An 18,309-nucleotide genomic window follows, 5' to 3' on the forward strand; every position below is an offset into this window, starting at 1 on the left:
TGCCGCGAACCCCGCCGCCCACCGGGGGATAGACTCGCCTGCTGGGGGCGAGGGCACGACGAGGTGACTCGCGACTTCACCTGCACACCAGCCGAACATCCGACTTCCGAAGGACTGTTTCCTTGAGCAAGCCCGTCGTCCTCGTCGCAGAAGAGCTCTCCCCGGCCGGCATCGCCGTGCTGGAATCCGACTTCGAGGTCCGCCACGCCGACGGCAGCGACAAGGCCAAGCTGCTGCCCGCCGTCGCGGACGTCGACGCCCTGATCGTCCGCAGCGCCACCAAGGTCACCTCCGAGGTGTTCCAGCACGCCAAGAGGCTGCGCGTGGTCGCGCGGGCCGGCGTCGGCCTCGACAACGTCGACGTGGAGGCCGCCACCAAGGCCGGCGTCATGGTCGTCAACGCGCCGACCTCCAACATCGTCACCGCCGCCGAGCACGCGATCGCGCTGCTGCTGGCCACCGCGCGGAACGTTCCGCAGGGCCACGCCGCCCTCAAGCAGGGCGAGTGGAAGCGCTCCAGGTACACCGGCGTCGAGCTGCAGGGCAAGACCGTCGGCGTGCTCGGCCTCGGCCGCATCGGCGTGCTGGTCTCCCAGCGCCTCGCCGCGTTCGACATGAACGTGATCGCCTTCGACCCGTACGTGCAGGCCGCGCGCGCGGCCCAGCTCGGCGTCAAGCTCGTCACCCTCGACGAGCTGCTCCAGCAGAGCGACTTCATCACCGTGCACCTGCCGAAGACCCCCGAGACCCTCGGCCTCATCGGCGACCGCGAGCTGCACCAGGTCAAGCCGAGCGTGCGGATCGTCAACGCCGCGCGCGGCGGGATCGTCGACGAGGAGGCGCTCGACCTCGCGCTGAAGGACGGCCGGGTCGCCGGCGCGGGCATCGACGTGTTCAGCAGCGAGCCCTGCACCGACAGCCCGCTGTTCGTCCACGACAACGTGGTCGTCACCCCGCACCTTGGCGCCAGCACGCACGAGGCGCAGGAGAAGGCCGGCACGCAGGTCGCCCGCTCGGTGAAGCTGGCGCTGTCCGGCGAGTTCGTGCCGGACGCGGTGAACGTCCAGGGCGGCGCGGTCGCCGAGGACGTCAAGCCGGGCCTGCCGCTGGCCGAGAAGCTCGGCCGCATCTTCACCTCGCTGGCCGGCGGCGTCCCCGTCCGGCTGGACGTGGTGGTGCGCGGCGAGATCGCCGAGCACGACGTCAAGGTGCTGGAGCTGGCCGCGCTCAAGGGCGTGTTCGTGGACGTGACCGAGGAGGCGGTGACGTTCGTCAACGCGCCGCTGCTGGCCCGCGACCGCGGCGTCGAGGTCACCCTCACCACCAGCGAGGACAGCCCCGACTGGCGCAACGTGGTGCAGGTGCGCGGCACGATGGGCGACGGCGGGGTGGTGTCGGTGTCCGGCACGCTGACCGGCCCGAAGCACGCCGAGCGGATCATCGAGATCAACGGCTACAACATGGAGCTGGTGCCGACCGCGCACATGGCGTTCTTCTCCTACGTCGACCGTCCGGGCATCGTCGGCGCGGTGGGCAAGCTGCTCGGCGACGCCGCGGTCAACATCGCCGGCATGCAGGTCGGCCGGGACGCCAAGGGCGGCAAGGCGCTGATCGCGCTGACCGTCGACTCGGCCATCCCGGCGCAGCTCGTGGACGCGATCACCGCCGAGGTGGGCGCCGACATGGGCCGCCGCGTCGACCTCGACTGACCGGCGTCCGGAGCGGAGCTCCGGCGGACCGGAGGACGACGGTCAGTCGCTCTTGCCGGGGGTCTGGGGGGTCGCCCCCAGAATGAGACTGAGCGGGAGCGAACCGCCGCGGGCGGGTGCCCGGCCGATGGCCGGTCGCCCGCCCGTCGCGTTCGTGAGCACCGTCACGTCTCATATGTTGAGATTTTACGCCACGGGTCGGGACAGTCGCCCGGACGGCGGGTAGCGTGATCGGTAATCATGCGGCGTTTCGTGGTAATCCTTCGCTGCCGCAGCGGGGCCTGATATCGGCAGGCCGGCACCGCTGCGGAGGTTCCGCCCGGCCATGAGCCCGATTCCGCGCCCGGAGACCCGTGCGAACCGCGCGTCCCGGGGGCCCTCCGGCACCAGCCTCAGCGATTCGGAGCGATCATGAACGACACCACCTGGACCAACGCGCCCGCGGACGACGCCGCCGAAGAGGCGGCCCGCGCCCTGCAGACGGCGCTGGACCGCCGCGACAACGGCGGCCACCCCTCCCGGTAGCGGCGGGTACGTAGGCGGCATGGCAGGGTGAACGCCATGCCGCCGCCCAAGCCCGCCGCAACCGAGGACGTCGCGCAGGCACTGCGCGCGGCCGGGCGCCTCGGCCCTTATTTCGCGATCTCCACTGATCCGAATGAGGAGGTCGATCCGACCTGGCGGGCGCTGCCCGAGCGGGATCCCGGCCGGATCACGGACCTCACCGACCGCTATGCCGAGCGGCTCGGCACCGGCGAACGGCGCGTCGCGGCGTCCATCCTGTTCCAGGGCCTCGCGTCGCGGCTGTGGTCGCCGGTCGTCGCGGCGGCGGCCCACGGGGTCGTGCCCGACCTGTCCGGCCTGCACTGGCGGTGGGCGCCGGGGGCGCCCATCGCGCTCTGGCTCGCCGAACCGCGCGGATGGCGCGTCGAGGACCCGACAGAGGCCGCCGATCTCGTCCACGCCGCGGTCGTCACCGGCCAGCTGGAGCCGCTGCGCGCCACGATGCGGGCCGTCTCCCGGCTTGCAGACGGCCTGCTGTGGGGAAACGCGGCCTCCGCTCTCGCGGGCGGCCTGAACGTCGGCCCCCGGGATCCCTTCCGCGGCGCCCTCGTCCGCGAGCTGCTCGCCCGGCCCCCGCTCGCGGGGACGGGGACGTTCGGTCCGCGCGGATTCGTCCGCCGCAGCTGCTGCCTGTACTACCGCGTCCCGCCCGGCGGGGAGCTGTGCGGGGACTGCGGTCTCCGCCGGCCGCCCGGTCGCGGCGAGCCGTCGCTACAGGGGCGCTCGTAGCGACGGCCCGCCGCAAGCACGGCGCTTCCGTCAGGCGGCGGTTCGGGTCAGGCGGCGGCGAGGGCCCGGCGGCGGGCGCCCGCCCGCTCCGTCAGGTAGCCGAACAGCAGCCCGATCGTGGCCCACAGGACGAGCTGGACGCCCAGGGAGGCGATCCGGAAGTTCCACAGGACCGTCGCGGGGAAGTGCTCCGGGACCGCGTCGGGCTCCGGCGTGAGCCGGTACACGACGGCGAGGAGCACCACGTAGCCCACGGCGGTCGCCGTGACCGCGTTCCAGGCGCCGAGCCGGGGGACGAGGCGGCGGCACACGATCACCGCCGCGGTCGTCGCCAGGATCCCCAGCGCCATCATGCAGAAGTACAGCGCCGTCCGGCTCCCGATGGTCGTCGGGTTGCCGACCGCCGGGGGCGTCGCCGGGTACTTCAGGAACGGCACCAGCTCGACCGCCACGAACCCGGCCAGCGCGACCAGCGCGGCGGTGGCGCGGGCGCCGAGCCGTCCGAGCCGCCCGGACGCGAAGGCGAACGCGATCGAGAACAGCCCGCCGAGCGCCACCCCGTACACCGCCATCGCGGTGATCAGGCCGGCGGTCTTCTGCACGGTGCGGCTGACGACCTCGGGCTCGTGCCCGGCGTGTTCGGCGTGCGCCGTCGCCTCCTCGAACGCGATGGCGTGCCCGACCTGCGGTTCCCCGTACAACCAGGCGACGACCAGCGCGAGGGCGGCCGCGGCCAGGCCCGCGAGCATCCCGCGGACCAGCAGTGCTCTCATCGACATCTCCTCGAATCGGAATCCCCTGGCCACCGCGCGAGCGCGCTGTCCGACCGGTGGGACGACGCCGGAGGCGGGTCCCACCGGGAAGCTCGCGAAGCGGGTTCGCGCTCGCCCGAGCACGGTCAAGGGCCGAGCCGCCAGGCGAGGTCCTCGACCGTGCTTGCGTGAACTCAGTGGCAGGGGAAGCCGAGCAGGTGCCGGCCGTCGTGGGTGAACTCGTGCACCCAGGTGCCGCCGAAGATCGAGGTCGCGCCCTGCTCGGCGCCGACGAAGTAGATCAGGACCGCGGCCAGCACCACGGCGAGCACGGCCCACGGCACGATGTCGCGGATCGGCACGCGCAGCGGCGCGGTGGACGGCTCGGCCTGCGGGGACGCGGCGGACGGTACGGCGGACTCGGCCATGTCGGTTCTCCTCACGGGGTGCACTCGCCCCGGTTGCGGGAGGACGACGGGTCAGTGTCCTGACTCCCAGATCGCCGTCTCCCGCCGACCTTCCCGCCGGTCGTCCGGCCGTGGTCGTGCGGTGGGGGAGACTCCCTGGTCACAGTGGCGGGACCGTCCTGGATTCGCACCAGGTTCCTGCGCACCGTCGCCTCGATGTGAACTTGTCGAGGAGAGCGTCTCCTCTCCCCTCCGGCCCGTCAACCCCGCGCGGAGTGACAAAGGCGACGCCCGGCCGCCGGCGGCGAGACCGCTGTACCGGGATATGAGACGAAAGCCCAAGCAGTGAGACGTTTGCAGTACAGTACGCGCATGGCTTCCCGCAGCATTCGTCTGGCCGTCATCCCCGGTGACGGGATCGGCCCCGAGGTGGTCGCCGAGGGACTGAAGGTCCTCGAGGCCGTCGCCCCGTCCGGTGACCTCGCGTTCGAGCAGACCTCCTACGACCTGGGCGCCGCCCGCTGGCACCGGACCGGGGAGACGCTGCCCGACTCGGTGCTGGAGGAGCTGCGCGGCCAGGACGTCATCCTGCTGGGCGCGGTCGGCGACCCGAGCGTGCCGAGCGGGACGCTGGAGCGCGGGCTGCTGCTGCGGACCCGGTTCGAACTCGACCACTACGTCAACCTCCGCCCGGTGAAGCTGTTCCCGGGCGTGCGGACCCCGCTGGCGGACGTCACGCCCGACGACATCGACATGGTCGTCGTCCGCGAGGGCACCGAGGGCCCCTACACCGGCGTCGGCGGCGTCCTGCGCAAGGGCACCCCGCACGAGGTCGCCACGCAGGAGAGCGTCAACACCGCCTTCGGCGTCGAGCGGGTCGTCCGGTACGCCTTCGAGGTCGCCGCGGCGCGCCCGCGCAAGAAGCTGACGCTGGTCCACAAGGACAACGTCCTGACCTTCGCCGGTGATCTCTACCAGCGCACGCTGAAGCGGGTCGGCGAGGAGTACCCGCAGGTCAGCACCGACTACTGCCATGTCGACGCGGCCACCATGTTCTTCGTCGGCCAGCCGCAGCGCTTCGACGTCGTGGTCACCGACAACCTGTTCGGCGACATCATCACCGACATCGGCGCTGCGATCGCCGGCGGCATCGGGCTCGCCGCTTCCGGGAACGTCAACCCCGACCGGACGGCGCCGTCGATGTTCGAGCCGGTGCACGGCAGCGCCCCCGACATCGCGGGGCAGGGCAAGGCCGACCCGACCGCGACGATCCTGTCGGTCGCGATGCTGCTCGACCACCTCGGCGCGGGCGAGGCCGCCCGCCGGGTCGAGCGGGCCGTCTCCGACGACCTCGCCGAGCGCGCCGCGCTCGGGACGCGGTCGACCGCGCAGATCGGCGACGCGATCGCCAAGCGAGTATCGGGCTGAGGGCGCGCCTCTCCGGCCACGAGCAGGGACACTCCGGGCGCGCCTCGCGGCGCGCCCGGTTTTCCGTATGCGCCGCGTGCGAGGAGTGAGGTCACGAAGAAGTACGACAATGGGGATGAAGAGCCGTCGGGCGGCAACGGGGCCGGCGCGGCGATCGGGAGAGGACGAACGGCGATGAGCGACACCCTGGACTTCGAGATCACGCGGACCGAGCGGCCCGCGACGGCCGCCGAGCGCGAGCGCGTCCTGGCCGATCCGGGCTTCGGCCGGTACTTCACCGACCACATGGTCACGATCCGGTACTCGGCGGACCGCGGCTGGCACGACGCGAAGCTCGAACCGTACGGGCCGATCCCGATGGACCCGGCCAGCCAGGTGTTCCACTACGCCCAGGAGCTGTTCGAGGGCCTCAAGGCCTACAAGCAGCCGGACGGCTCGATCGTCACCTTCCGGCCGTACATGAACGCGGCCCGGATGAACCGCTCCGCCCGGCGGATGGCCATGCCGGAGATCCCCGAGCAGCTGTTCGTCGACGCCGTCGAACTGCTCGTCCGCACCGACAAGGACTGGGTCCCCGACACCGAGGGCCACAGCCTCTACCTGCGGCCGTTCATGTTCGCCACCACCCGCGCGCTCGGCGTGAACAGCCCGGCGAACGAGTTCCTCTTCATGGTCATCGCCTCCCCGTCCGGCCTGTACTACCCGCGCGGCATCAAGCCGGTCTCGGTGTGGCTGTCGCAGGACTACACCCGCGCGGCGCCCGGCGGCACCGGCGAGGCCAAGTTCGGCGGCAACTACGCCGCGTCCTTCGCCGGCCAGGCCGAGGCCGTCCAGCAGGGCTGCGACCAGGTCGTCTGGCTCGACGCGGTGGAGCACCGCTGGGTCGAGGAGGTCGGCTCGATGAACCTGATGTTCGTCTACGGGTCCGGCTCGGGGGCCCGGCTGCTCACCCCCGCGCTCACCGGCACGCTCCTGGCCGGCGTCACCCGCGACTCGATGCTCAAGCTGGCCCCCGACCTCGGCATCCCCGCCGAGGAGGGCAAGATCAGCATCGACGAGTGGCAGGCCGGCTGCGCGTCCGGCGAGATCACCGAGGTGTTCGGCTGCGGCACCGCCGCGATCATCAGCCCGGTCGGCCGGGTCAAGGGCCACGACCGGGAGTGGGCGATCGGCGACGGCGAGCCCGGCGAGATCTCCATGCGGCTGCGGCAGGAGCTGGTCGGCATCCAGTACGGCACCCGGCCCGACCCCTACGGCTGGGTCCACGAGATCGTCTGATCCGTGGTGGCGCCCGATGGCGCGCCCGTCCCCGGGTGCGCGCCATCGGGCGCTGTCGTGTCCGGCCGCGTCAGCGGCCGAAGCGCACGGTGGTGGTGAGCGCCGAGCCGGCGGTCTTCGGGCTCACCCCGGGCGAGTCCGGGTTGATCGCGTAGTGGAACGCGAAGCCGACGTAGGCCCGCCCGGGCCTGCCGCCGACCTGCACGGGGAAGGTGCAGGTCCCCGAGAGGGTGTAGACCTTGCGGACGCGGTGCGGCTTGACGGTGGAGTGCCAGACGTAGCCCACCGGGATCACGTGCCGGTCGTGGTAGTGGCCGTTCAGCCCGGTCGCGGTGCAGACCGCCCGGCCCCGCGCGATCGCCCGCAGCTTCTTGTTCGTGATCTGGAACGCCCACGGCATCGGGTACTGCCGGGAGTACCGCCCGGTGAGCCTCACCTGCGCGTGGAACGCGCCGATCCGGTCCCGGTAGGCGAATCCCTGATGGCGTTTGGTGAACACGAAGTAATGGGCGGCGGCCGCGGGGGCGCGGTGCCCCGGACGGCCCGCGGCGGACGCGACGGACACGGTGCCGAGCGCCATTGCCAGCGCCGTTCCGCTGATCACGGCCGTCCGGCCGAATGTATGCATGAGCATTCCAGGCATTCCCTTCGGAAATGGTCGCCGTCCGCCGGGGGCCGGCGGGCGGCGGTGGTGGGTCCGCCGCCGGGATCCTCAGCTCCGGCCGGCCGGCCGCACGTCCAGCGCGCGGTAGGCGTAGCCGTCCTGCTCGGCTTCCTCCCAGGTGAACAGCACGCTCTCCCCGGGATCCAGGGAGGCGAAGCCGCCCGGCTCGGTGCGCACGGCGGAGAAGTGCGCCCAGACCTCGCCCGGGACGTCCGGCGAGACGAGCACCCCCCAGCCGCTCTCGTCGTCCCACGACGCGACCGTTCCGCGAACCGGTTCACCGCTCATCGGAATCCCCTCCTCCGGCGGACAGCGCGATCCTCTGTCATTCATCAGCCAATGCACAAGCGTGTTTACGCGACGAAAACCTTACTTAACCTTTGGCGTGCATTTTCCGTCCCCCGATGAACCGCGATCCCATGAAATGAACCGATGTGTGCCGCCTAGGTGTGACAGGTCGGTTCCGACCGTGATCTGGAGGTTCTGCGGGGGTCAGCGGCCGGGGGACATCTCAGGATCCGAGACAGGTGTCCCAGGCACGGGCGGGGGTGTGGCAGACTGGGTCGCATCATGCGCCACAGCCTCGTCATTATCGGCTGGCGCGCCGGCAACTAACGGGACACCGCCGGCGCGCAGACCTCTCACGTCCGTGAGGGGTCTTTTTTGTGTCCTGGCGCTGATCACCCATCCCTGGGGGAACCATGCAAGGCGACGACTTCCACGTCTACGACACCACGCTCCGCGACGGCTCGCAGCAGGAGGGGCTCAACCTCTCCGTGACCGACAAGCTCGCCGTCGCGCGCCACCTCGACGACCTGGGCGTCGGCTTCATCGAGGGCGGCTGGCCCGGAGCCAATCCCAAGGACACCGAGTTCTTCAGGCGGGCTCGAACAGAGCTGGACCTGAGGCACGCGCGGCTCACCGCGTTCGGCGCGACCCGCCGGGCCGGGGTGAAGGCGGCCGACGACCCCCAGGTCGCCGCCCTGCGCGAATCCGGCGCGTCCGTCGTGACCCTGGTCGCCAAGAGTCACGACAGGCACGTCGAGCTGGCCCTCCGCACGACCCTGGAGGAGAACCTCGCGATGATCCGCGACACGGTCTCCCACCTGCGTGCGGAGGGCCAACGAGTCTTCCTGGACGCCGAGCACTTCTTCGACGGCTACAAGGCCAACCGCGCCTACGCGCTGGAGGCCGTCCGGGCCGCCGCCGAGGCGGGTGCCGACGTCGTCGCGCTGTGCGACACCAACGGCGGCATGCTGCCCGACGAGCTGGCCGACGTCGTGAACGAGGTCGTCGGGCTCGGCGTCCGCGTCGGCATCCACTGCCACGACGACTCCGGCTGCGCGGTCGCCAACTCGCTCGCCGCCGTCAAGGCCGGCGCCACCCACGTACAGGGCTGCGCGAACGGCTACGGCGAGCGAAGCGGCAACGCCAACCTGTTCACGGTGATCGGGAATCTCCAGCTCAAGCGAGGGATGAACCTGGTCTCGGACGCACAGCTGGCCGAGATGACCCGGATCGCGCACGCGGTCTCCGAGGTCACCAACGTCGCGCCGAGCTCCCAGCAGCCCTACGTGGGCCTGTCGGCGTTCGCGCACAAGGCCGGGCTGCACGCCTCCGCCGTCAAGGTCGACCCCGATCTCTACCAGCACATCGACCCGGCGGCCGTCGGCAACGACATGCGGATGCTGGTCTCCAGCATGGCCGGCCGCGCGTCCGTCGAGCTCAAGGGCCGCGAGCTCGGCTACGACCTGTCCGGAGAGAAGGCCAAGGCCGTCGTGGACAAGGTCAAGGAGCTGGAGTCCACCGGCTACACCTTCGAGGCCGCGGACGCCTCGTTCGAGCTGCTGCTGCGCGAGGAGCTGACCGGCGTCCGGCAGCGGCACTTCGAGGTCGAGTCGTGGCGGTCCATCGTGGAGCGCCGCCCGGACGGCTCCATGGTCAGCGAGGCCACCGTCAAGCTGCACGCCAAGGGCGAGCGGATCATCGCGACCGGCGAGGGCAACGGCCCCGTCAACGCCCTCGACAACGCGCTGCGCATCGCGCTCGGCCGGCTCTACCCGGAGCTGGCGCGGCTGCAGCTGGTCGACTACAAGGTCCGCATCCTGGAGGGCGCGCACGGCACCGACGCCCGCACCCGGGTGCTGATCGAGTCCGCCGACGGCGAACGCGAGTGGGGCACGGTCGGCGTGGAGGACAACGTCATCGCCGCGTCCTGGCAGGCCCTGGAGGAGGCCGTCACCTACTGCCTGCTGCACGCCGGGTACGAGGCGGGCTAACCCGTCGCCTGTCGGGCATGATCGGGGCATGAGCACCGAGATCACCGACAATGCCGGGGAAGGCCGCTACGAGATCCGGGTGGACGGCGACCTCGCCGGGTTCGCCGAGTACGAGCGGCGCGACGGCGCGGTCGTGTTCACCCATACCGAGGTCCTGCCCGCCTACGAGGGCAAGGGCGTCGGGAGCTCCTTGGCCAGGGGCGCGCTGGACGACGTCCGGGGCAAGGGCGAGCCGGTCGTGCCGCGCTGCCCGTTCATCGGCAAATGGATCGAGAAGCACCCCGACTACCGGGACCTGGTGAAGGGGTGAGCACGCGACGAGCGCGGGCCCGGCGAGGGCCCGCGCTCGTCGCGTTCGTCCGGGTCAGCCCTGCTTGGGGCCGGCGCTCTCGACGACCTCGAAGGCCCACAGCTCCGAGCCGGACGCGGCGGGCCCGCCGTGCCCGTGCCCGTGCCCATGGCCCTGGCCCGCCGGGCGCTCCGCGGCGGCCTGGGCGTGCCCGTGCTGGAACGCCTGGCTCTGCGTCCAGCGCTGGAAGTCCTCCTCGCTGCGCCAGCGGGTGTAGACCAGGTAGCGGTCCTGGCCCTCCACCGGGCGCAGCAGCTCGAAGCCCTCGAAGCCCTCCGCGGACTCCACCAGCCCCGCCCGCCCGGCGAAGCGCTTCTCGACCTCCTCGCGCATCTCCGGGCTCACGGTGAGGACATTGATCTTCACGACGGACACGCCGACCCCCTTCACGTCTGGTCGAGCCCACCGTCTCACACCGCCCGCGCCCGGGGCCCGCCGCCCTCCAGCGTCATCCAGCCCTGCAGCGAGGCCTCCTTCACCCGCACCCGGATACGCGCGTACCACCAGCCGCCGTGCCGTGATGATCGCCAGCCCGCACACGCCCCGCGCGCCGCGCTGCACCGGCCCCATGTGCATCGCCACGCGCAGCTGCAGCCGCACGGGTTCGGCGGCGCGACGGCTTCGACGACGCGCTCCCCGGTACATGCTGGGCTGAACGGCGTCGTTCGAACGGACGAGGGGCTTTCCTGGACTGACCGGGTAGTCACGTAGAAATTCCATCAAACCCACCGAAACCGGTGGCGGATTTCGGGCGGCGCGGCCACCATGGTTCGCGCACGGCACGTGTGCGGGACACGCGCGCCGCCGTCCCATCGCCGAACCGCCGGAGTGATCGCATGCCTGTCCGACCCTGGAGTCCCGAGGACCTCGGGCGTCCCACGGACGGATCCTGGGCCGACGTCGCCTTCGGGCTGGGCGAGATCCACGAGTGCGAGGGCGACCTCGGGCAGGCCGCCGACTGGTTCCGGCGGGCCGCCGAGTCGGGGCACGCCGCCGCCGCGCTGCGGCTCGGCTCGGTGCTCGGCCGGCTGGCCGACGCGGGCGCCGACGGGGCCGCGGAGGACCTGCTCGCCGAGGCCACCCGGTGGCTCAGCGGCGCCCAGGGCATCGGCACCCCGGACGCGATCGAGCTGATCACCGACATGCTCAACCGGCACCAGCGCCAGGCCGCCCGCCGCGGACTGGAGCCCGCCACCGCCGGCTGACCGTACATTCCCGGCACCCCGGCCGAACTTGCCGTTCCCGCCCGTCGTCGGACTATGTGACACCGGCCACAGGGGAGGGCGAGTTGAGCGGCGAGGAGCCCGGCTATGTGCCCCCGGACCACACGACCACCGTCGAGTTCCTCCGTCCCGCCCCGCCGGCCGTCCCGGAGGACGACCGGGCCGATCCCGACGCCACCGCGCCGGACCCGCCTGCGAGCAGCGCGCCTCAGCCCACGAGCACGGACGCGGCACCGGAGGTCACGGCACCCGACCCGGTAGAGCCCGCCGATCCGGCGGACGAGGGTGGAGCGGCGGAGGTGTCGGCACTTGATCAGGGTGATCGGCGGGTCGCGGGGGAGCCGGCCGTTGCGCGTGCGCAGGGCCCGGAGGAGGGGGCGTCGACGGCGCGGTTCTCTGCCGAGGAATCGGCCACGATGGCGAACCCCGGCGCCGCAGGCCGTTCGGCGGCCGCCCTGCCTCGGGGGCTCGGGGTGATCGTCTCGCTGGTCGGGGCCGTGCTCGTCATGCTTGCGGCGCTCGGCGCGGTGTCGCTGCTCAGCGGCGGCGGATCGGACGAGGACCCCGGGCCGCGTGCCCCCGCGGTGACAACGACCCGAGCGTCCGGCGGCCCGTCTGCGAGGAGGCCCGCTCAGAGCAGTCCCACGCTCGGCGCCCCGACGCCGTCCGGGCCCGTGGTGAACGGCGCGGGCGTCACCTACCAGCTCGTCCAGCAGGACGAGGGCTACTACGAAGGCCGGCTCGTCATCACCAACCGCACCGGACGCCCCATGAACGCCTGGCGGATCAGCTTCGACGCGCCTGGCGCGGACGTCCGCAACGTCTGGAACGGACGCCTCGTCCGGGGCGGCCCCCATCCGGTGATCGAGAGCGCCGGCGCCGACCCGATCCCGCCCGGCGGCACGTTGGACGTCGAGTACGGCGCTTCCGGGGTCGCGGCGGCGCCGCGGCACTGCCTGCTCAACGGTGCCGCATGCGGGTTCTGAGCCGCGTACTAGGCTCTCGGCCATGCGTATCGCCAGGTTCTCCACCGACGAGGGCATGTCCTTCGGTGTGGTGGAGGAGAACACCATCGCCGCCGTCGCGGCCCACCCGTTCGGTGAGCTCACCTTCACCGGGCAGCGCTTCCCGCTCGCCGACGTCCGGCTGCTGGCCCCGATCCTGCCCAGCAAGATCATCGCGATCGGCAAGAACTACGCCGACCACGCGCGCGAGATGGGCGGCGAGCCGCCGGCCGAACCGGTGATCTTCGCCAAGCCGTCCACCGCGGTGATCGGGCCCGGCGAGGCGATCGCCTACCCGGACCGGCTCTCCGAGCGCGTCGACCACGAGGGCGAGCTCGCCGTGGTGATCGGGCGCATGTGCCGCGAGGTCCCCGCCGCCCGCGCCGCCGACGTCATCCTGGGCTACACCTGCGCCAACGACGTCACCGCCCGCGACCTGCAGAAGAAGGACGGGCAGTGGACGCGGGCGAAGGGCTTCGACACCTTCTGCCCGCTCGGCCCGTGGATCGAGACCGAGGTCGACCCGTCCGACCTCGCGCTCTCCACCACGGTCAACGGCGAGGTCCGCCAGGAGGCCCGCACCTCGCTGCTGCTGCACGACATTCCCAGCCTGGTCGAATACGTCAGCCAGGTCATGACGCTGCTGCCCGGCGACGTCATCCTCACCGGCACCCCCGCCGGCGTCGGCCCGCTGCAGGTCGGCGACGAGGTGACGGTCACGATCGAGAGCATCGGCGCCCTCACCAACCGCGTCGTCACCCGCGACTGACCCCCGCTGTCGTACGGCGTCCCTAAGCTGGGGGCGCCGTACGGAAGGGGGAGGTCATGGCGTTCACCGGCTTCACGAGCGAGGCGTTCGAGTTCTACGAGGGCCTCCTGGCCGACAACAGCAAGTCCTACTGGGCCGCCAACCGGCAGGTCTACGACGACCACGTCCGCGGCCCGATGACCGAGCTGTGCGCCGAACTCGAAGAGGAGTTCGGTGCGGTCCACCTCTTCCGGCCCTACCGCGACGTCCGGTTCAGCAAGGACAAGACGCCCTACAAGACGCACCAGGGCGGGCACAGCGGCGGCTACTACGTCCAGATCGACGCCGACGGCCTGATGGTCGCCGGCGGGATGTACGCGCCGAAGCCGGAACAGCTCCGCCGCTACCGGGCCGCCGTCGACGCCGACTCCTCCGGCAAGGAGCTCCAGGCGATCGTGGACGGCCTGCGCGCCGCCGGGCTGGAGATCGCCGGTGACCGCCTCAAGACCCGCCCGCGCGGCACCCCCGAGGACCATCCCCGCCTCGACCTGCTGCGCCACCGCTCCCTCTACGCCCACGAGGGCTGGCCGGTGGACCCCTGGATGTCGACGCCGGAGACCGTCACCCGCGTCCGCGCGGCCTGGCGCCGCCTGCGGCCCCTGGTCGAGTGGGGCGACGAGCACGTCGGCCCGCCCGACTTCAGCCGCTGACCCCGCCCGCCGCGGCAATCGTTTTGGCCGCTGACGCGCCGTCCTGTATTCTCTTCGAGGCGCGAGCGACCAGCCGGAAACGGCCCGGAAGCCCGTACCGCACTGGGGTATGGTGTAATCGGCAGCACGAGTGATTCTGGTTCACTTAGTCTAGGTTCGAGTCCTGGTACCCCAGCTGCGTCCACCATCGTGGACAGGCCCCCGTCGTCTAGTGGCCTAGGACGCCGCCCTCTCAAGGCGGTAACGGCGGTTCGAATCCGCTCGGGGGTACGCTGCGGGGTCGTTTGCTCGTCGCCCTTCGGGCGACTTCGCCGCGGCCCGCAGTGTTTGCCCAGGGGGGCGACCCCCTGGAACCCCCGGTGCGCGGCTTCGCCGCGCGGGGCGACGCAATTGTGCAAGGTGCCCGGTCAGTGACGACCGGGCGTTTTTGCGTTTTTGGGGCTCTTCGGTGCGAGGATGGAATTCGGTTCGAGGTGGGGGTGCGGGTCCGGTAAGCTGGGCGAGGCCCAAGCGGGAGACCGCGCAGGCTCACAGTCCGGCCCCCGTCGTCTAGTGGCCTAGGACGCCGCCCTCTCAAGGCGGTAACGGCGGTTCGAATCCGCTCGGGGGTACACTTTTCGCAGACCGCAGGTTTCTGACCTGCGGTTTTTCTGTTTCGGCTCTGTCGTGCGTGGAGGGCGGGGTCAGGGCTTGCGGGCGACGCCGCAGAACTCGTCGATCTCGGTGGCTGCGCCGATCTCGGCGGCCGGCGGGTGCCACAGCGGGCAGGACACCACGCCCGGCGGGAGGAGTTCCATGCCCTCGAAGAAGCCTTCGAGCTGCGCGGGCGTCCGCAGCACGTAGGGCGGTTCGGCGGAACGGTTCCAGATCTCGATGGCTGCCGCCGACGCGGGGTCGACGACGTTGGTCGCGTCGTACAGGGCGAGGTAGCTGTCGGCGGGCAGCGCGTCCGTCAGCCGCCGGACGATCGACCGGGCCTCATCGTCGTCGGTGACGTGGCCGAGGATCCCCATCAGCATCAGCGCGATCGGCTCGCCGAAATCGAGGGTCTCGGCCGCGCCGGCGAGGATCTTCTCGGGTTCGCGCAGGTCGGCGTCCAGGTAGCTGGTCCTGCCCTCGGGCGCGCCGGTCAGCAGCGCGCGGGCGTGCGCGAGGACGAGCGGGTCGTTGTCGACGTAGACGACGCGCGCGGACGGCGCGGCGCGCTGCGCGACCTGGTGGGTGTTGTCGGCGGCCGGCAGCCCGGTGCCGATGTCGAGGAACTGCCGCACGCCGAGGTCGGCGGTGAGGTGGTGGACGGCGCGCTGCAGGAACTGCCGGGTGGCGCGGGCGAACAGCGCCATGTCCGGGATGACCTTCAGGATGTCCTCGCCGACCTGCCGGTCGACCTCGAAATGGTCCTTTCCGCCCAGCCAGTAATTCCAGATGCGGGCTGTCTGGGGGACGGTGGAGTCGATCGGAGGGGGCTGGTCGGTCACGGCGATTTTCCTCGCTCGGGATCGGGGACGGCCGGAACCATCCAACCTCTGGTGATCCACTTTGGGAACCGGTTCACGGGCGCGCGCGGTGGCCGGTACCGGCGCGGCCCCGGAGGGAAACGTCCTCCGGGGCCGCGTACGGGTCACCGGCCGCGGTCAGTCGGCCGTGGCCCGGACCGTCACTCCTCGGGCTGGACCACGGAGCAGTCGGCCCCGAGGACTCGTCCGTCGTCGGGGTCGTGGATGTCACCGCGGACGCTGGAGCGCCGGCAGTCCCAGGTCGGCGGGTAGAAGCGGGGGTCGGTGAACTCGAACCTCACGGTGCCGTTGTAGTCGCCGTCCTCGGGGGCGCCGTTCGCGGCATCGCAGTCGGCGCCGATGACCACGGGCGGGTAGATGAGGGGCGCCGGCAGCTGCATCCGGCAGGTGTAGGTCGGCTGGTCGGCGGGATCGGACGGGGCGGCGGCGTGGGCGGGGGCGGCGAGCAGGGCGGAGGCGCCGAGACCGGCGACGGCGAGGGCCAGGACGCGGGCGGGCGGAAGAAGGCTCATCCGTGGGTTCCTTTCGCGGATTGCTGCGAACAGCAATCAATTAACTACGCTTCGTGTCGGTCGACAACGTGTCGTCGGGCAACGGGAGAGTTGCTCGCGGTCTGCATGGATGAGTCGCCCGCGGGTCCGAATGACAGCCCATTGACGGCATTCCCGGCATGCAGGTCGGCGCCCCGGAATTAGGTGGCGATATGCCCTGCTACCGTCCCTGCACCTGCCGCACGCGGGATTCGGCGCCGCCATTGGTTGAGCCGGGGGAAGGGAAAGGTCCCGGTCGCGCGGGGTGGCCGGGACCTGCGGGCACTTCTAGGCGTTGGGGACCGGTTCTCGGTCGGGGGCCGGGCGTGCCGGGGTGCGGGACAGCGGGCCGGGCCACCAGAAGCGGGGACCGGTGTCCAGGGCCAGGGCGGGGACGATCACCGAGCGGACGAGGAAGGTGTCGAGCAGGACGCCGAGCGCGACCAGCACGCCGATCTCCACGAACATCGTCACCGGCATGACGCCGAGGACGCCGAAGGTGCTGGCCAGCACCAGCCCCGCGCTGGAGATGACGCCGCCGGTGACGCCGAGTCCGCGCAGCACGCCCGCGCGGTGCCCGGAGCGGGCCGTCTCCTCGCGGATGCGGGAGACGAGGAACAGGTTGTAGTCGACGCCGAGCGCCACCATGAACAGGAAGCCCATCAGCGCGACCTGGATGTCCAGCGCCGGGAAGCCGAACGCGTGCCGGAACAGCAGCCAGGACGCGCCGAGCGCGGCGAAGTACGACGCGACGACGGTGGCGATCACCAGCAGCGGGGCGACGAGGGCGCGGAGCAGGACCATCAGCACGACGAGGACGACGCCCAGGATCAGCGGGATCACGACGCGGCGGTCGTGCGCCTGCGCGTCGGCGAGGTCGAGTTCGCTCGCCGCTCCCGCGCCGACGAGCGCGTCCGGTTCGGCGTGGCGTATCCGCTCGACGGTCCGCTGGGCGGCGTCGCTGTCGGGCGGGTCGGCCAGCACGACGGCGGTGCGGGTGAGGCGTCCGTCGCTCGACGTCTCGGGCGCCGCGACCCGCGCGATCCCGGAAATGCCGTGCAGATCGACCGGCTTTCCGCTGACGATTTGGAGGGGCCGGCTCTCGTCGCCGGGGTAGTGGGCCGCGGCGAGGCGCTCGCCCTGCACCGAGTTCGGCGTCGTGGTGAGGAAGTGCGCGCGGTCCAGGCCGGTGTGCAGGCCGAGGCAGCCGGCGGCGAGCGCGGCCAGCAGGGCGGCGCCGAGCGTCCAGACCAGGCGGGGACGTGCGGCGACGCGGCGGCCGACGCGGTCCCAGACGCCGCCGCGGGCGGGCGGCGCGTCCCCGAAGTGCGGGACGCGCGGCCAGAACACCCAGCGGCCGAGCACGACCAGCATCGCGGGGAGCAGCGTCATCACGACGACGAGGCCGCCGATGACGCCGATCGCGCCGACCGGGCCGAGCGCGTAGTTGAAGCCCATGTGCGCCGCGAGCAGGCACAGCAGCCCGAGGCAGACGGTCGCGGCGGACGCGGTGATGGGCGCGGCGGCACGGCGGAGCGCGACGGCCATCGCCCGGTACCGGTCCTCGTGGCGGCGCAGTTCCTCGCGGTAGCGGGCGAGGAGGAGCATCGCGTAGTCGGTGGTGATGCCGAAGACGAGCGCGTTGAGGATGGTCGACATGCCGTCCGCCACGTACAGGCCGGCGTACTTGCCCAGCAGGTAGACGACGGCCGTGGACACCTGGAGCGAGATCGCCGCGCTGGCGAGCGGGAGCAGCCACAGGATCGGGCTGCGGTAGGTGAGCAGCAGTACGGCCGCGACCAGCAGGATCGTCACGAGGAGGAGCGGCTTGTCGACCTTGCGGAAGGCGTCGCCGGAGTCGAGCGCCGCGCCGGCGGGCCCGGTCACCTTCACCTCCAGCCCTCGGGGGACGTGTCCTGTCGCCATGTCGCGGACCTTCTCGGCGTTGTCCGTGAGGTCGTCGTTGTCGTGGAGCGGGACGGTCAGCAGGAGTGCCCGGCCGTCGTGCGACGGTTGCGGGGCGTCGACCGGTCCTGCGGCGAGCGGAGCGAGGGTGCGGCGGTCGGCGTCCGCCTCGGCGCGGTCGGCGGGCGTGACGCCGGCGGTGCGCGCGTAGACGATGACGGCCGGGGCCTGCTTGCCGTCCCGGAACCGGTCCGTGAGCTTCTCCACCTCGGTGGACTGGGCGCCGCGCGGCAGCTCGGCCGCCGACTTCGCCTTCACGACGTCCGGCAGCTTGCCGGCGAACGGGACCGCGACCGCGACAATCGCGACCCAGAGCAGCAGGACCGCCCATTTCAGCGTGCGTTTGCTCGAGAGCAGCATGAAGTGCTCTCCTTTCCGTGGGGGTTGTGCATCGTGTGAGCGACGCGCCGCCGGCCGATGGAACGGACGGCGGCGGGTGTGATGCGGCCTCCG

General features: G+C 71.9%; 17 protein-coding genes, 3 tRNA genes, 1 pseudogene and 1 riboswitch. Of the genes and pseudogenes, 13 read left to right on the forward strand and 8 right to left on the reverse strand.

Annotated elements, in window-relative coordinates:
• The first annotated feature begins 122 nt into the window (after positions 1 to 122).
• Together serA and QP089_RS31275 are read left to right on the forward strand one after the other, a co-directional pair.
• Positions 123 to 1,709, forward strand: a complete 1,587-nt coding sequence (gene serA, locus QP089_RS31270) for a phosphoglycerate dehydrogenase (protein ID WP_285916395.1) — start codon at positions 123 to 125, stop codon at positions 1,707 to 1,709.
• A gap of 561 nt (positions 1,710 to 2,270) precedes the next feature.
• Positions 2,271 to 3,002 carry a (2Fe-2S)-binding protein gene (locus tag QP089_RS31275; RefSeq protein ID WP_285916396.1) on the forward strand — a complete coding sequence of 244 codons (732 nt, stop codon included), beginning with the start codon at positions 2,271 to 2,273 and terminating at the stop codon, positions 3,000 to 3,002.
• Between the two features lie 47 nt (positions 3,003 to 3,049).
• Here QP089_RS31275 and QP089_RS31280 read toward each other — a convergent pair whose 3' ends face one another.
• Positions 3,050 to 3,775, reverse strand: a complete 726-nt coding sequence (locus tag QP089_RS31280) for a CbtA family protein (RefSeq protein WP_285916398.1) — start codon at positions 3,773 to 3,775, stop codon at positions 3,050 to 3,052.
• Positions 3,776 to 3,948: 173 nt separating this feature from the next.
• A complete protein-coding gene (locus QP089_RS31285) occupies positions 3,949 to 4,182 on the reverse strand; it encodes a CbtB domain-containing protein (protein WP_285916400.1) in 234 nt (77 codons plus the stop codon).
• Between the two features lie 32 nt (positions 4,183 to 4,214).
• Positions 4,215 to 4,404, reverse strand: a riboswitch (cobalamin riboswitch).
• A gap of 129 nt (positions 4,405 to 4,533) precedes the next feature.
• Here QP089_RS31285 and QP089_RS31290 point away from each other — a divergent pair.
• Positions 4,534 to 5,589, forward strand: a complete 1,056-nt coding sequence (locus tag QP089_RS31290; RefSeq protein WP_285916401.1) for a 3-isopropylmalate dehydrogenase — start codon at positions 4,534 to 4,536, stop codon at positions 5,587 to 5,589.
• A 174-nt stretch (positions 5,590 to 5,763) separates the two neighbouring features.
• The gene (locus QP089_RS31295) at positions 5,764 to 6,867 is read left to right on the forward strand and encodes a branched-chain amino acid aminotransferase (RefSeq protein WP_285916402.1); all 1,104 of its coding nucleotides are present in this window, start codon (positions 5,764 to 5,766) and stop codon (positions 6,865 to 6,867) included.
• A 70-nt stretch (positions 6,868 to 6,937) separates the two neighbouring features.
• On the opposite strand, the gene QP089_RS31300 is transcribed toward QP089_RS31295, so the two are convergent.
• On the reverse strand, positions 6,938 to 7,501 hold the full coding sequence (locus QP089_RS31300; protein ID WP_285916403.1) for a hypothetical protein: 564 nt from the start codon (positions 7,499 to 7,501) through the stop codon (positions 6,938 to 6,940).
• Between the two features lie 78 nt (positions 7,502 to 7,579).
• Positions 7,580 to 7,819: a cold-shock protein gene (locus QP089_RS31305; RefSeq protein ID WP_285916405.1), complete on the reverse strand. Its 240-nt coding sequence runs from the start codon at positions 7,817 to 7,819 to the stop codon at positions 7,580 to 7,582.
• A gap of 413 nt (positions 7,820 to 8,232) precedes the next feature.
• On the opposite strand from QP089_RS31305, the gene cimA reads away from it, so the two are divergent.
• Entirely contained in the window at positions 8,233 to 9,810 is a 1,578-nt protein-coding gene (cimA, locus tag QP089_RS31310) for a citramalate synthase (protein ID WP_285916407.1), read from the forward strand.
• Between the two features lie 25 nt (positions 9,811 to 9,835).
• Positions 9,836 to 10,120, forward strand: a pseudogene (locus tag QP089_RS31315) (GNAT family N-acetyltransferase); the annotation flags it as partial.
• Positions 10,121 to 10,174: 54 nt separating this feature from the next.
• Here QP089_RS31315 and QP089_RS31320 read toward each other — a convergent pair.
• On the reverse strand, positions 10,175 to 10,534 hold the full coding sequence (locus QP089_RS31320; RefSeq protein ID WP_285916409.1) for an antibiotic biosynthesis monooxygenase family protein: 360 nt from the start codon (positions 10,532 to 10,534) through the stop codon (positions 10,175 to 10,177).
• Positions 10,535 to 10,995: 461 nt separating this feature from the next.
• Here QP089_RS31320 and QP089_RS31325 point away from each other — a divergent pair, with 461 nt between their 5' ends.
• From QP089_RS31325 to QP089_RS31355, 7 genes are all read left to right on the forward strand, one after another.
• A complete protein-coding gene (locus QP089_RS31325) occupies positions 10,996 to 11,364 on the forward strand; it encodes a hypothetical protein (RefSeq protein WP_285916411.1) in 369 nt (122 codons plus the stop codon).
• Positions 11,365 to 11,447: 83 nt separating this feature from the next.
• Positions 11,448 to 12,368 (forward strand): cellulose binding domain-containing protein, encoded by a 921-nt coding sequence (locus tag QP089_RS31330; protein WP_285916413.1) that lies wholly within the window; start codon positions 11,448 to 11,450, stop codon positions 12,366 to 12,368.
• Between the two features lie 22 nt (positions 12,369 to 12,390).
• Entirely contained in the window at positions 12,391 to 13,155 is a 765-nt protein-coding gene (locus QP089_RS31335) for a fumarylacetoacetate hydrolase family protein (RefSeq protein ID WP_285916415.1), read from the forward strand.
• 56 nt (positions 13,156 to 13,211) lie between these two features.
• A complete protein-coding gene (locus QP089_RS31340) occupies positions 13,212 to 13,844 on the forward strand; it encodes a DUF2461 domain-containing protein (RefSeq protein ID WP_285916418.1) in 633 nt (210 codons plus the stop codon).
• A gap of 103 nt (positions 13,845 to 13,947) precedes the next feature.
• Positions 13,948 to 14,019, forward strand: a tRNA-Gln gene (locus QP089_RS31345).
• Between the two features lie 22 nt (positions 14,020 to 14,041).
• Positions 14,042 to 14,114 (forward strand) — tRNA-Glu (locus QP089_RS31350).
• 268 nt (positions 14,115 to 14,382) lie between these two features.
• A tRNA-Glu gene (locus tag QP089_RS31355) sits at positions 14,383 to 14,455 on the forward strand.
• Between the two features lie 72 nt (positions 14,456 to 14,527).
• Here the strand turns inward: QP089_RS31355 and QP089_RS31360 are convergent.
• The 3 genes from QP089_RS31360 to QP089_RS31370 form a co-directional block, all read right to left on the reverse strand.
• Positions 14,528 to 15,322 carry an SAM-dependent methyltransferase gene (locus QP089_RS31360; RefSeq protein ID WP_285916420.1) on the reverse strand — a complete coding sequence of 265 codons (795 nt, stop codon included), beginning with the start codon at positions 15,320 to 15,322 and terminating at the stop codon, positions 14,528 to 14,530.
• A gap of 179 nt (positions 15,323 to 15,501) precedes the next feature.
• On the reverse strand, positions 15,502 to 15,873 hold the full coding sequence (locus QP089_RS31365; protein ID WP_285916421.1) for a hypothetical protein: 372 nt from the start codon (positions 15,871 to 15,873) through the stop codon (positions 15,502 to 15,504).
• Positions 15,874 to 16,179: 306 nt separating this feature from the next.
• A complete protein-coding gene (locus tag QP089_RS31370; protein ID WP_285916422.1) occupies positions 16,180 to 18,216 on the reverse strand; it encodes an MMPL family transporter in 2,037 nt (678 codons plus the stop codon).
• Positions 18,217 to 18,309: the final 93 nt, after the last annotated feature.

It is taken from the genome of Actinomadura opuntiae (assembly GCF_030283205.1).
Classification (GTDB): domain Bacteria; phylum Actinomycetota; class Actinomycetes; order Streptosporangiales; family Streptosporangiaceae; genus Spirillospora.

Excerpts from the sequence above, each read along its gene's own strand:
- QP089_RS31275 (WP_285916396.1), top strand. The coding sequence starts at position 2,271 with ATGCCGCCGCCCAAGCCCGCCGCAACCGAGGACGTCGCGCAGGCACTG.
- QP089_RS31280 (WP_285916398.1), bottom strand. The coding sequence starts at position 3,775 with ATGAGAGCACTGCTGGTCCGCGGGATGCTCGCGGGCCTGGCCGCGGCC.
- QP089_RS31285 (WP_285916400.1), bottom strand. The coding sequence starts at position 4,182 with ATGGCCGAGTCCGCCGTACCGTCCGCCGCGTCCCCGCAGGCCGAGCCG.
- QP089_RS31290 (WP_285916401.1), top strand. The coding sequence starts at position 4,534 with ATGGCTTCCCGCAGCATTCGTCTGGCCGTCATCCCCGGTGACGGGATC.
- QP089_RS31295 (WP_285916402.1), top strand. The coding sequence starts at position 5,764 with ATGAGCGACACCCTGGACTTCGAGATCACGCGGACCGAGCGGCCCGCG.
- QP089_RS31300 (WP_285916403.1), bottom strand. The coding sequence starts at position 7,501 with ATGCTCATGCATACATTCGGCCGGACGGCCGTGATCAGCGGAACGGCG.
- QP089_RS31305 (WP_285916405.1), bottom strand. The coding sequence starts at position 7,819 with ATGAGCGGTGAACCGGTTCGCGGAACGGTCGCGTCGTGGGACGACGAG.
- cimA (WP_285916407.1), top strand. The coding sequence starts at position 8,233 with ATGCAAGGCGACGACTTCCACGTCTACGACACCACGCTCCGCGACGGC.
- QP089_RS31325 (WP_285916411.1), top strand. The coding sequence starts at position 10,996 with ATGCCTGTCCGACCCTGGAGTCCCGAGGACCTCGGGCGTCCCACGGAC.
- QP089_RS31335 (WP_285916415.1), top strand. The coding sequence starts at position 12,391 with ATGCGTATCGCCAGGTTCTCCACCGACGAGGGCATGTCCTTCGGTGTG.
- QP089_RS31340 (WP_285916418.1), top strand. The coding sequence starts at position 13,212 with ATGGCGTTCACCGGCTTCACGAGCGAGGCGTTCGAGTTCTACGAGGGC.
- QP089_RS31365 (WP_285916421.1), bottom strand. The coding sequence starts at position 15,873 with ATGAGCCTTCTTCCGCCCGCCCGCGTCCTGGCCCTCGCCGTCGCCGGT.
- QP089_RS31370 (WP_285916422.1), bottom strand. The coding sequence starts at position 18,216 with ATGCTGCTCTCGAGCAAACGCACGCTGAAATGGGCGGTCCTGCTGCTC.